At 75.8% G+C, this 11,943-nt stretch carries 10 protein-coding genes; 4 read left to right on the forward strand and 6 right to left on the reverse strand.

All coding sequences use genetic code 11. The annotated features are described in order from the left end of the window. Nucleotides 1-7 precede the first annotated feature (7 nt). A complete protein-coding gene (locus tag ACF073_RS07570) occupies nucleotides 8-664 on the reverse strand; it encodes a hypothetical protein (RefSeq protein ID WP_392067491.1) in 657 nt (218 codons plus the stop codon). Next, nucleotides 661-978: a hypothetical protein gene (locus tag ACF073_RS07575; protein WP_392067493.1), complete on the reverse strand. Its 318-nt coding sequence runs from the start codon at nucleotides 976-978 to the stop codon at nucleotides 661-663. The genes ACF073_RS07570 and ACF073_RS07575 overlap by 4 nt, the downstream gene beginning before the upstream one ends. Before the next feature lie 199 nt (nucleotides 979-1,177). Here ACF073_RS07575 and ACF073_RS07580 point away from each other — a divergent pair, with 199 nt between their 5' ends. Genes ACF073_RS07580 through ACF073_RS07590 form a run of 3 tightly spaced genes read left to right on the forward strand, consistent with a single transcriptional unit; the run spans nucleotide 1,178 to nucleotide 6,422 of the window. After that, nucleotides 1,178-4,993, forward strand: a complete 3,816-nt coding sequence (locus tag ACF073_RS07580) for a CHAT domain-containing protein (RefSeq protein ID WP_392067494.1) — start codon at nucleotides 1,178-1,180, stop codon at nucleotides 4,991-4,993. Next, nucleotides 4,990-5,760: a hypothetical protein gene (locus ACF073_RS07585; RefSeq protein WP_392067496.1), complete on the forward strand. Its 771-nt coding sequence runs from the start codon at nucleotides 4,990-4,992 to the stop codon at nucleotides 5,758-5,760. The genes ACF073_RS07580 and ACF073_RS07585 overlap by 4 nt, the downstream gene beginning before the upstream one ends. Beyond that, entirely contained in the window at nucleotides 5,760-6,422 is a 663-nt protein-coding gene (locus ACF073_RS07590; RefSeq protein ID WP_392067497.1) for an RES family NAD+ phosphorylase, read from the forward strand. Before ACF073_RS07585 ends, ACF073_RS07590 begins: the two co-directional genes overlap by 1 nt. A gap of 204 nt (nucleotides 6,423-6,626) precedes the next feature. Here the strand turns inward: ACF073_RS07590 and ACF073_RS07595 are convergent, their stop codons facing one another. The 3 genes from ACF073_RS07595 to ACF073_RS07605 form a co-directional block, all read right to left on the reverse strand. Further along, nucleotides 6,627-8,225 carry a hypothetical protein gene (locus tag ACF073_RS07595; RefSeq protein WP_392067498.1) on the reverse strand — a complete coding sequence of 533 codons (1,599 nt, stop codon included), beginning with the start codon at nucleotides 8,223-8,225 and terminating at the stop codon, nucleotides 6,627-6,629. After that, nucleotides 8,200-8,964, reverse strand: coding sequence for a hypothetical protein (locus ACF073_RS07600; RefSeq protein ID WP_392067499.1), 765 nt, complete (start codon nucleotides 8,962-8,964; stop codon nucleotides 8,200-8,202). The genes ACF073_RS07595 and ACF073_RS07600 overlap by 26 nt, the downstream gene beginning before the upstream one ends. 70 nt (nucleotides 8,965-9,034) lie before the next feature. Further along, the gene (locus tag ACF073_RS07605; RefSeq protein WP_392067501.1) at nucleotides 9,035-9,718 is read right to left on the reverse strand and encodes a hypothetical protein; all 684 of its coding nucleotides are present in this window, start codon (nucleotides 9,716-9,718) and stop codon (nucleotides 9,035-9,037) included. Between the two features lie 238 nt (nucleotides 9,719-9,956). Here ACF073_RS07605 and ACF073_RS07610 point away from each other — a divergent pair, with 238 nt between their 5' ends. Beyond that, on the forward strand, nucleotides 9,957-10,634 hold the full coding sequence (locus ACF073_RS07610) for a 4Fe-4S single cluster domain-containing protein (protein WP_392067502.1): 678 nt from the start codon (nucleotides 9,957-9,959) through the stop codon (nucleotides 10,632-10,634). On the opposite strand, the gene ACF073_RS07615 is transcribed toward ACF073_RS07610, so the two are convergent. Beyond that, entirely contained in the window at nucleotides 10,609-11,790 is a 1,182-nt protein-coding gene (locus tag ACF073_RS07615; protein WP_392067503.1) for a macro domain-containing protein, read from the reverse strand. The genes ACF073_RS07610 and ACF073_RS07615 overlap by 26 nt on opposite strands. Nucleotides 11,791-11,943 lie beyond the last annotated feature (153 nt).

Below are 11,943 nucleotides of genomic sequence, written 5' to 3' on the forward strand. Positions count from 1 at the left end.
CCCGCCCTCACCCCGCGGGAGCGGCGCCCGGGCAGTCGTCCACCGCGGCCAGGCCCTCGGCCCTGTCGAGCCGCACCGTGATGTCACCGGCGTCCGTCCTGACCAGAAGGCGGCCCTCCCCGGTCCGTACGGGCTTGCCGCACACGACCCCCGAGGGGGTGCGGACCAGGATCCGGGGGCCGTCCCTCTCGGGGCCGTACCAGGTCAGCGCCACCCCCGTGACCAGCAGCGCACCGCAGGCGAGGGTGAGCGCCACACCGAGGGCGAGCGCCCGTGCCGTGCGCCGGGTCTCCCGGTGGTCGCCCAGGTGCAGCGCCGTGGCCGTGGCGGGCACGCCGGTGGGCAGCCGGACGGCGGTGGGTGCGCCGTGCGCCGCCCGGAGCAGCGACAGCGCGCCGAGGGTGCCGCACACCAGACAGAGCAGCAGCGCGAGGCCCACCAGGGCGCCGTACGGAGCGGCCAGCTTCCCGACATCCGTGCGGCCCTTGATCAGGCCGAAGCCGAGCAGCCCGGCGAAGAGGGCCGCGAGTCCGTTGCGCCAGGCGAGCGCCGCCTCCCGGGCCCGGGTCAGCTCGCCGGCGCGCAACTCCCGGGTCAGCCGGGCCGCCTGACGGTCGGCCGGGGACCCGGGCGGACCCGGGCGGACCTGCCAGCGCGCGGTCACGCCCGCTCCACGAGCACGTTCCAGTAGGCGCCGCAGCCCGACTCCCCGGGCGGGCGCCCGGGGTGCCCGGCCTCGCACGCGCACAGCACCGGCACCCGGGCCGGCCGGGGCCCGCGGCGCGGGGAGCGGAAGACCCGGTCCGTGTGCGTGTACAGGAACGCGCAGCCGCACCGGGGACACCGGCCGTACAGGACGACGGCACCGGTGTCCGCGGCCTCGATCCGCAGGCCCGCCGTGTAGCGCGCCGCGTAGTCGTCGTGCGTCGTCTCCAGGTACGGCGCGGGAGCGCCGGGCACCGGTCCGGAGTCCGTCACCGCGCCCCTCCTTCCGGTCCGGGTGCGGCCGGCCGCACCGGGCTGTCCAGCATGCCCGCCTCGGCGTGCCCGTGCCATGCCCGATCGGGCGGAATCCGGCCGGGAGCCGGGCGTTGTCCGGCAGGATGCCGCAGAGGTGCGCCGGACCCGGCTGCCGGACCGCGGGAACGGGCACCATGAGCGGCGGAGGGGATGACGCATGAGTGATGCCGGGATGGCGCCCGCGGCCGGCCGGGCCGCCGCCGCACTCGCCCGCACGGACGGGTTCGCCGTACCCGTCGAACCGGAGAAGTACGAGGGGGTGCGCGGCGCGGAGCTGGACGCGCTGACCGACGAACTGGAGCTGATATCCGGCGAGTTGCGGGGCGTGGGCGAAGGCGGCGCCACCGCGGCGGCGGTGGCGGCGCGGCTCGGCCGGTGCCGCGCGGTGCGGTTCGTCCTGGCGGGCGACCCCGCCGACCGGGAGCGGGCGCTGACCCTGCTGGCGGAGTCCCGTACGTCTCCGCTGCTCGGCGAAGCGGACCGGGAGGCCGCGCGCAAGGATCTGGTGGCCCTCGTCGGGTCACGGCTGGTGCGGCTCCAGCACGAGTTCCCGGCAGACCCCTCGGGCCGGTGGAGCCTGGACCGGCTCATGTCCGCGGTCTCGGTCGGGACCCCCCTCGCCCAGGGGGGTTCGGGCACGGTGGAGGACACCGCGCTGCTCGTCCGGCTGCTGCTCGAACGCGCAGACCCGCGGATGACGCCCGAAGTCCGGGACCGCATGGTGATGCTCGGCGAGATGAGCGACGCGCTGCTGGCCGGTGACACCGACACGCTCCTGCGCGGGGGACGGCGGTTCGTGGACACCGCGTCGGCCGAGCCGACGCCGGCACCGGTGGCCAACTTGATGACGTTCCTGTTCGGCATGGCGGAGTCCCTCGCCGCGCGCCCGTCGCAGCCCGAGGAGACCGCCGAGGCGCCGGCCGACGACGTCGACTCGGACGCCGCGGTCCGGGAGACCCTCGCCCAGTACGTCGCCCTGGCCGAGGTGATGTCTCCCGGGACCCTGGTGCCGCAGGACGTGTCCGCGCTGCTGGCCGAACTGACCGGGGAGCGGCTCGCGGACGGGGAGGGCCGCACGCCCCTGTCGTCCAGGATGGTCGCCGCCCTCGTGCACGTCGCCCTCGCCACCCGCACCGGTGACATGCAGGGGTTCCGGGAGGCGCTCCGGCTGATGCACGAGGCGTGGGCCGCCGGGGAACTCGACAGCCGCACCCACGGAGAGTGGCTGCGGGTCGTCGTCCCCGGCCTGCTCCTCGGTGCCGCCCTCACCGGCGGCAGCCTGCAGGACGAGGACATGGCCCGGGACCTGTTCGAGGCACAGCACTGGGACGGCGACCCGGCCGCCGCCACCCTGCGGCTCTGCGGTGAGATCGTCCGGCTCCACGTACGGCTGACGGCCGCCCTGGACCGGGGCGACGCCGGGGCGGTCGAGGACGTCGTCGACGCCCTGTGCGAACTGGAACTGGACGAGGCCTACGACGGCGCCGAGGAGTGGGTCGGCGCCCTGAGCCGCTTCGTCCTCGGCACCGCCTACCTGGGCCTGGTCGTGCTCGTGCCGTCGGCGGACGACCGGACCGCACAGCTGCGATCGGCCGTGCACCACCTCCAGCGGGCCGTGGAGACATCGGTCGACATGCCCGTCATGCGCAGCCTCCTCGACATCACGTGGGCCCCGCTGCTCACCCTGACGGCCATCGCCGAGTCGGACCCGACCCGTATCGCCGAGGGGGTCCGGCGGGCCCGGGCCGCACTGGAGAACCCCGGATTCACCTCCGACTTCCGGCCCAGGGCGCGGTCCGGGATCGCCGTCGCCCTGGACACCCTGTACGTGTTCACCGGGGACGCCGGGGCGTTGGACGAGGCGATCGCCGAGCTGACGCGGGCGCTGGCCGAACTGCCCGACGGCGGGCCGGGCGGCGCGGGTCTCACCTGGGACCTGGCCGCGCTGCGCGCCAAACGCGCCACCCTCCGGTCGGGCGCGGAGGGCGCGGTCGACGCGGGGGACGCGGTGAGCGCGAAAGGTGGGGCGGACGCGCCGGGCGCGGTGGACGCGGCGGGCCAGGCAGGTGGTGCGGGTGCGTCGGCGGCCTCCGGCGGTGACGACGATCTGCGGGCGGCCGTCGGGCTCGCCCGCGCCTCGCTGCGGCTCTCGGCCGATGACGTCCTGCTCCAGCAGGGCGTCGGCCACGGCCTGCGCATCGCGCGCGCGTCGGCCGACCGGGGCCGCAGGGCGGCCTTCTGGGCGCTCGGCGCCGGACTCACCGAGGAGGCGATCGGCTGTCTGGAGGCGGGCCGTTCCCTGGTGCTGGGCGCCGCGGCCGTCTCCGCGGGCGTGGCCGACCGGCTCGCGGCGCTGGGCGAGAACGCACTGGCCGAACGCTGGCGCGGCGCCGCCGACCCCGACCGCGAGTGGGGCGCGGACCGCTCCCCGCTGGAACTCTCCGCCCGCCCCGGCACCCTCGGCGGCCCGCGGGACCGCTCCCTGCTCGACGTGCTCACCGCCGCGGGCACCGGCGCTCCCGACCTGCCCGGCGATCTGCGGCGCCGCTCGCTCGACGTCCTGCGGGCACAGGGCGGGGCGGCCGACACGCATCCGGTGCTCGCCTCCGTGGACGACCTGCGCGCCGGGCTGCGCGCGTCGGGGGCGGACGCGCTGCTGTACCTGGTCCCCGGCGTCGACGACCCGGACGGCGCCGTGCTGGTCGTCACCGGCGAGGGGCCGGTCACGGTGCTGCCGCTGCCCGGCCTCGCACCCGGCGGCCGTGCCCCCGTCGCGGAGTACCTGGCGGCCGGCGCGGACCGGCAGCGCCTTGAGGCCGCGGACGAGGGCGGCGTCAACGAGCGCGAGCGGAACCGCGCCGAGCGGCGCTGGCTGCGCGCCCTCGACGGGATGTGCGCGTGGGCCGGCGAGGTGCTCGGCCCCGCGCTGCACCACCTGGACCTGTGGGACCGCGCCCTCGCCGAGGCCGGCCTGCCGTACGCTCTCGCCGACGCGGCCGGGGGCGGCGCGGGGAGCGTCCCGGCCGGCGCCGGCCGCCCCGACGCCGTACGGCTCGTGCTCGTGCCCTGCGGTGAACTCGGGGTCGTGCCCTGGCAGGCGGCCGTTCTGGAGCCGCCCGCCGGTCATGGCGTACCGCGGTCCGTACGGGCCTGCGAGGTCGCCGTCCTCACGCATGCCGCCTCCGGCCGGGAGTTCCTGCGCGCCGCCGGCCGCCGGCGCATGGCACCGGCCGAGCGGCCGGCCCTGGTGTTCCACGCGGCGGACGACCTGGAGTGGGCCGAGGAGGAGATCGAGACGCTGGCCGCCGTCCACTACCGGGGGGCCGTGGTCCACCGGCCCGACGAGGACCCGGCCACCCCGGAGCGGGTCCTGGCCCTGCTCGGCGGCCGGGCCGTCGAGCCGGTCTCCCTGGTGCACCTCGCCTGTCACGGGCTCGCAGGGCCCGACCCCACCCGCTCGGCCCTCTGGCTGGCCGCGCCGGACGAGGCCGGCGGGCCGTCCGGCACCGGCGGCCGGCTCACGCTGAGCGCCCTGCTGGGCACGCCCGTCGAGAGCGAGGCCCTGGGCCAGGCCGGGCCCCTGGTCGTGTGCGGCGGCTGCGAGACGGACCTCACCACCCGCGACCACGACGAGGCCCTGACCCTCACCTCGGTCCTGGTGCACCGGCTGGCCGCCGACGCCATCGGCTCCCGGTGGAAGGTCGACGACATGCGGTCCGAGCTGCTCATGCTCGTGCTGCACGACGCCCTGGCCCGGGGCCTCGCCCCGCCGGACGCGCTGCGCGCCGCCCAGCGCTGGATGCTCGCCCCGCCCGACCTGCGCCCGCCCGTCGCCGCGCTGCGGCGCGTCTCGGCCGCCTGGCGGCTCGCCGAGGACCTCCACGACCGCCCCGACACCTGGGCGGCCTTCGTCCACCACGGCAACCCGGCAGCGGCGGCACCCGCCCGGCGGCAGGAAGGAGAGCGCGGATGACGTCGGAGGAGCTGCTGCGACTCCTGGAGAGTCACTGGACCACCGTCATCACCGGTCTCGACGAGGACGACCTCGGCCGCATGGCCGGCGCACTACGGGAGATCCGCGAGGAGACCGCCGCCGGGAACCCGACGGCCGTCGCCCGTGCCGTACGCAGGCTGAAGCGCACGCTGTCCGCGCTGCCGCCCGGCCATCCGGTGACCGAGGCCCTCGGCGGCCACCGCTACGCCGGCGCCCCGGGCGAACTGCCCCGCCTCACCACGGTCGACGCGGTGATCGACGTCCTCGGCACCCCGCCGCCCGACCCCGCCGACCTGCTCAGGAGGGCCCGCGAACGGCTCCTCGCCGCACCCGCGCTGACCGAGGCCGAGCACACCGCGCTGACCGGGGCCGAGCACACCGCGCTGACCGGGGACGAGCACACTTCGCGCAGCGGAGCCGGCCCCGGCGGACCTCAGGCGGGCGGGCGGACCGCGTCCGGCGGAACCGGGCGCACCGCGCTCCCGTCCGACGGCCTGATCCGGCTGCGCGACCCGGAGCGCGGCATCCGCTACCCGCGCTTCCAGTTCAGGCCCGGCACGGCCGAACCCCTGCCCGTCGTCCGCCGGATCAACGTCCTGCTCCGCGCGGACCGCGACCCCTGGGGTGCCGCCGACTGGTGGCTCGGCGGCAACCGGTGGCTGGGCGGCGTCCCCGCCGACCTGCTCGGGGTCCTCCCGGACGAGGCGCTGGAACGGGCCGCCGCCGAGCTGGCGGGGGCGTTCTGATGGCCGGCCAGCTGCCGCCGAAGGGGGTGGCCATGAAGCCGCGGCGCCATGTCCTCCCGGCGGGCACCGTGCTGTGGCGGTGCCACGAGGAGCAGTACGCGGCCGGCGAGTTCAATCCGAACGTGGCCCACGAGATCTTCAAGGGCAGCCGCTTCGACCCCACCGAGAAGGACCCCTACCCCTACCTGTACGCCGCCCTCGACCCGGTCACCGCGCTCTGTGAGGTCCTGCTGAGGTCCGTCGAGTTCGGTGACGACGGAGTGCGCCAGATCCCCTGGGCGGAGGCGTCCCGGTACGTCCTCTCGTCGGTCCGCACCACGGCGCCCGTCTCCCTGGTGGACCTCACGACCGCCGAGGGCCTCGCCGCCGTCTGGCAGGACGACTGGCTGATCGACACCGAGGAGTACGCGGGCACCCGGTACTGGGTGCGGGTGATCCGGGAACGCTGCGCCGACGCGCAGGGTCTGTGGTGGACGTCCAAGCGGTGCAGGCCGCGCAAGGCGCTCCAGCTGTTCCAGGACCGCTGCCCGGACGCGCCGGTCGACCCCCGTCCGCTGGAGTGCCTGCGGCTGGCGTCGGAGGACGACGTGCGCAAGGTCAACCGGCTGCTGGCACCGCTCCACGCGGTCGTCTCCGCGCCGGTGGACTGCCCGGAGGAGTGAGCGAACAGGACGAGCCGGGGAGCCGGACGAGCCGGGGGGCCGGACGAGTGGGGGGAGCCAGGGAGTCGTACGAGTGGGGGAGCCGGCGGGGCGGTGGGGAGGTGTCGCCGCCTGGACCCTGCTGGGACCCCCGCCGGGACATGCGAGCGCCCCGGCCCCTGGGAGAGGGGCCGGGGCGGTGCCGGTCCGGCGTCGCGCGGGCCCCTACGCGGTCCGCGCGGCGGCCGGCAGCACGGGCCACTTGCTGGACAGGCGCATCACCGACTCGGTGACGGCGGGGTCCTTCGACGCCTCCATCACCCCGCCGAGATACTCCTGCGCCGCGGCCTCGTACAGCTGGCGGGTCGCGGCGATCCGCGCGTCGGTGGCCTCCCTGCGGTCCTGCTGCCGGGCCTCGGCGGTGCTCTGCGCGGCCCGCGCCCGCTCGGTGGCGGCGAGGTTCTCCTCGCGGCGCCGCTGCAACTCCGCACGCCGTTCGAGCGCCGTGCGGTAGGAGTCGAGGAACGGGTGCTCACGGAACAGGCCGAGCAGGAAGCCGACACCGCCGGAGAGCAGCAGCAGCGCGGTGAACATCCAGGTGACCGTCTGGGTCGTCAGATGCAGCCGGTCGACCAGGGTCGAGGTGTCGGCGGACGAGCCGCCGAGCCCCCGGAAGCCGGTGGCGCCCCCGGAGCCGGCCGCCGGAGTGTCGTGCTGCATCACGAACCGGGCGCGCAGCGTGCCGAGCAGCCAGGTCAGGCCGCCCCACACGCCGAGCAGCGACAGGGCCGGGAGCCATCCGCCGCGCGGCGAGCCGGTCGCCGAGCGCCACCGCAGCATGTTCCCCGCCAGGTGCGGCAGGATCAGCATGATCACGGCGGAGGAGACGGCGAGCGTGCCGGACATGAGGTCCCCGCCCGTGCTGCCGACCCCGTGGAAGGGCTGGTAGGCGACCCAGTAGACCGGCACTTCGACGGCCATGATGACGCCCAGCAGGGTCAGGCTCAGCCACCGGGGCAGACCGGGGCGGACCTGGAGTCCCTCCCAGCCCACGCCCGACGCCGCGTCGCGGGTGTCGCGCCGTGCGGCGAGGAACTCCTCGCGCACGGCGGCGGCCGAGGTGCCGCCCGCCGCGGTGTCCGGGGCGGACACCGACTGCCACTCCTCGCCCGGATCCACGCCCTCCTCCGCGTCGGCCGCCCGGCCGGCCCCGTCCGCGAGTGCGGGGTCCGCCTGCTCCGGGGTGCGGCCGGCCGGCCGGTCGGGCGGGTCCGGGAAGCGGGCGCGCAGCCAGCGGTCCTCCACCCGTTCGCGCAGCCGGTCCCGGAAGCGCAGCCAGCGCGAGGAGCGGATCGCGAGGATGTTCAGCTGCTCCCTGGCCGCCCGGATGTTCTCCTCGGCCTCCCGCAGCCGTTCGTCCAGGAGCTTGCCCTCGGCCACGCCCGCGGTCACCTCGGAGCCCGCCCGCGCCTCCTGGAGCCGGGCCGTCTCCTCCTGCCGGCTCAGGTCCTCCTCGATCCGCTGGATCACGGCGTCGCGGAGGGAGGCCAGCTCGGCGAAGTAGGGCAGCCGGTCGCCGCTGTGCAGCACCCACGGGTCCAGCGTCTTCTTCTTGCCGGCCGTCAGGCCCCTGTTCCTGGCGTCGTCCAGCAGCCCGCCCTTGTCCCTGGCGTCGAGGACGAGAGGGCGGCGGCCGGCGAGAGTGCCGGAACCGGGCCCGGGCCGGGCGGTGCGCTGGTCGCTCCGCCCGGGCAGCGGCAGGGCGCGCGCCAGCCGCCGGCGGAGCGGCCGGGGCTCGTCAGCGCCGGTAGTGGTTGTCGACATGTGCCTTGGCCCTCCCTTCGAGCGCCTGCACCCAGAAGGACTCGAAGTCGTCGGCCTCGCTGGGTTTCGCCCCGTACTGCATGCCGAGCCCGACGGGGAAGACGTCCATCCCCTTGATGCCGGGCAGCCCCCGCTTCTCCACGAGGGTGTCGATGACCTTGGTCCGCGCGGCCTCGGTGCCGATCTCCTGGTGGGAGAGCTGGAACTCCGGGTCGGCCTGCGCGAAGTCGCTGACGACGAGCAGCTTCGGCGTGCCGCCCTCGCGCGGGACGGCCTCCCCGATGCGGTCCAGCGCGCCCCACACGTCCGAACCGTTCTGCGTGCGCGCGCACGTGAGTTCGGCGAGCGCCGCGACGGCCGCGTCCCGCTGGGCATCGGCCCGCTGGACCTTCTGGTCGGTGTTCGCGTCGTGCGGCGGATCCAGGTCCACCTGGCGCTGCCGGCAGGACGAGCTGCGCGAGGAGCGGGTGATGGGGGCGTAGTCGACGGTCCCGCACTTCTGGTCGGCGAGGAACTCGACGAGGCTGTCCTTGAGTTTGGCCTCCGAGTCGAACCCCTCCTTCACCGCGGCGGCCGATCCCGAACCGTCGACGACGACCCCGCAGGGCGTGGTGAGGGACTCCTCCTGCTTGCTGCAGGACACGAGGGCGGAGAGCGCGCACACCAGGGGGACGACGACGGCGAACCGGCGGGCGGCGCGGACGGTGGACCGGTGACCGGTCAGGGCCGAGTGATGCACGATGACGTTCCTTGGCCTTCCTGGGAGACGGGCGGCGGCGGTACGGCGGGCCGGGCGCGGAACGGGGAGGTCATCGCCTGCCGCCGCGCACCGGCCCGGAACGGCCGGGCGCCGCCTGGTGGTCGAGGATGTGCAGCGCCTGCGCGACGGCCGGCAGGTCGCCGTCGTGCCCGGTGTGCTCCGGGCCGTACCAGCGGTCGCTGAGCAGGCTGTCGTCGAGCCGGGCCCAGGTGCGGTCCAGGGTGATCCTCCCCGGCACCCAGCCCGCCGGCCGCGGCTCGCCGAGCTCTCCGTCGCGCTGGGCGACGCTCCAGGCGCCGTCCCAGTAGCAGGCGATCAACTGGTTGGCCTCGTCGGCGAGTTGCTGGGCCTGCTGGCGGCAGACGGAGGCGGTCGAACGCCACTCGCCGACCATCTGCCCGAACCGGGCGAGCGCCGCCGGGGCCGGGTTCTCCCGCTGGGTGTACTGGGTCACCACCCGCACCGACTCGGCCTGGATCCGGGTGTGCAGCGCGCGGTGCGCCGCGAAGGTGCGCGAGCGCAGCCGCGCCGTGCCGCGCCCCACCTGTGCGCGCAGACCCAGGATGTACGGCGGCAGGCTCTCGTCGGGCCAAGTGCCGCCGACCGCCGCGCCGTGCAGGAATTCCCGGAGACCGGCCGCGTCCCGCCGGCCGTGGAACCGGGCCCGTGCCGATGAGAGGCGCCCGGCTTTCAGCCGTCGAATCCGGACGTTTATTCGACCTTTGTTGATCATTTTCGAAGTGCCCCCATTCGTCGCGGGCAGTCCGGGTGGGAAGGCGCCGCGATGGGGAGAGAGTAGCGGAGCAAATCCCCTTGCGGGACGGGTGTTCCGAGGGGAACCGATCATTCTTCGCGGGGTTCCGGAAAACAACCGGATGGCGCCCGGCGGAGAGCCGGAATTAGGTCTTCCGGCAATTGCGGACCTTCGTCCGGGCACTGGATACTCCAAGCCGGCACGAGGAGGGGGAGTCGTGGAATTACGCCTCGACGGGACGCACTACCCACTGGAATCGCTGGGCCCCGGAAAACGGCTCGGCGTCTGGTTCCAGGGCTGCACGCTGGCCTGTGCGGGATGCATGTCCCGGCACACCTGGGACCCGGAGGCGGGCAGCCGCACCACGGTGGCCGAGGTGCTCGCGCTGTGGCGGCGGGCACTCGCCGACGGCGCGGACGGCCTCACGGTCAGCGGAGGCGAGCCCCTGCAGCAGGCGGCGGCGCTCGCGGAACTCCTCGCCGGTGCGGCACGCCTGCGGGACGGGGCCCGGCGGCACGAGGGGACCGCCGGGCCCCGCCCCGCCGACCTGCTGGTGTACACGGGGTACGAGCCCGGGGAGCTGACCCCCGGGCTGCGCACCGCCCTCGGCGGCGCCGACGCCCTGATCACCGGCCGCTTCCGGGTGGCGGAGCCCACCCCGCTCGTCTGGCGCGGCTCGGCCAACCAGCGGATCGTCCCGCTGACAGCGCTCGGCACCGCCCGCTACACCCCCTACCTGGACCGGGAGTCGGTGGAACCGCGCCTGCAGATCGGCCCCGGCGCGGACGGCCGCCTGCGGCTCTACGGCGTCCCGCTGCGCGGTGAACTCCTCGCGCTGGAACGGCGGCTGAGGCAGCGCGGGGTCGCCCTCAGGGAGCGGAGCTGGCGGCCATGACCAGACGGGCGTGGCTCTCCTCAGGCGTGACCAGCAGCACCGACCAGGACGGGTCCCGGCGCAGCTCGTCCCGCAGGGCGCCGAGCAGCCGCCGGGCCACCGTCTCGACGGGCAGGCCGCCCCGCCCGGAGCCCAGCAGCGGAAAGCAGATCGAGGACATCGGCAGGGAGAGGAACTCGCTCTCGTGGCGGCCCAGTTCGAAGGACATGCGCACCGCCTCGCCCAGCACGGCGAGGGACACGTGATAGCGGTCGCCGTCCCCGACCGGGGTGGCGATCGCCGCGTGGTGGATGCGCCGTACCCCCTGCGCGGCCAGCGCGCCGGAGGAGGTGGCGACGACCGTGCCGGGGCGTACGGGCATCCCCGTCCTGCCGTGCGTGCGCTGCCACACGCCCAGTTCGCGGGAGAGGACGTCGTCCACGATCTCGCCCGCGGAGTCCCGGAGGGCGGCGGCCCGGCGCAGGGCGCCGGAGACCGTGGGGCGGAAGGTCTTGGACATCTCCAGATAGGTGTTCTCCGAGGAGACCAGGATGTCGACGTCCCGGACCTCCTCGATCGGGCACACCCGGACGGTGATCCGGCCCGCCGGGACGGCCGTCCGGGCCCCCGGCCGCGGCCGGGGCCGGGGCGGGGCTCCGGAGGTGACCGGCGCCGCGTGCCCCGGGGGTGCCGCCGGAGCCGAGGCCGCCGCCAACTCCCGTATTCCGTCCGGACGCTGGTCGGCGGACTCGCCGGTGCCGGCCTCCCGGGTCACGGCCAGCACCGCCGAGGCGAGTTCGGCGATGACGACGCGTTCCTGGCTCTTGCGGAAGCGCTCGGTGGTCACGCCGTAGACACCGGCGGCGGCCTTGCGCCGGTCGGTGCCCGGCACCCCGCGGCGCCCGGGGAAGAGCCCGAAGGAGTGGGCGGCGGCGCGGGCCAGCGGATCGCAGGAGTCGTCGTCGCGCACCGGGCGCCCGCCGGCCAGCCGCAGCACCGCCGCGTCGAGCAGTTCCTCGATGCCGGTCAGTTCGTCGTCGGGTCCGGCGCACAGGCCGGCCGCGACGGCGGCCTGGCGCAGCGCCTCCCTGGTGCAGTGGCGCAACTCGGGCAGGCCGCGCGGCCGCAGATCCCTGAGTTCGGCGACGAGGCTTTCGTGCGAGGGCAGGGGGTGCATGATGCGCATCGTAGCCCCGGCGGCGATTCCCCTGAAGATCCGGGAAACTCCCCGTCGCCCGTGGGGAATCGGGATATCTTTTTTCTTCCGCGGCCCGTGTTCCGCACCGTTTCGCCCCGCCCGGAGGCCCCCCGGTTCACCCAGCGCGTTTCC

This window comes from Streptomyces sp. NPDC015171 (assembly GCF_043079545.1).
GTDB lineage: Bacteria > Actinomycetota > Actinomycetes > Streptomycetales > Streptomycetaceae > Streptomyces.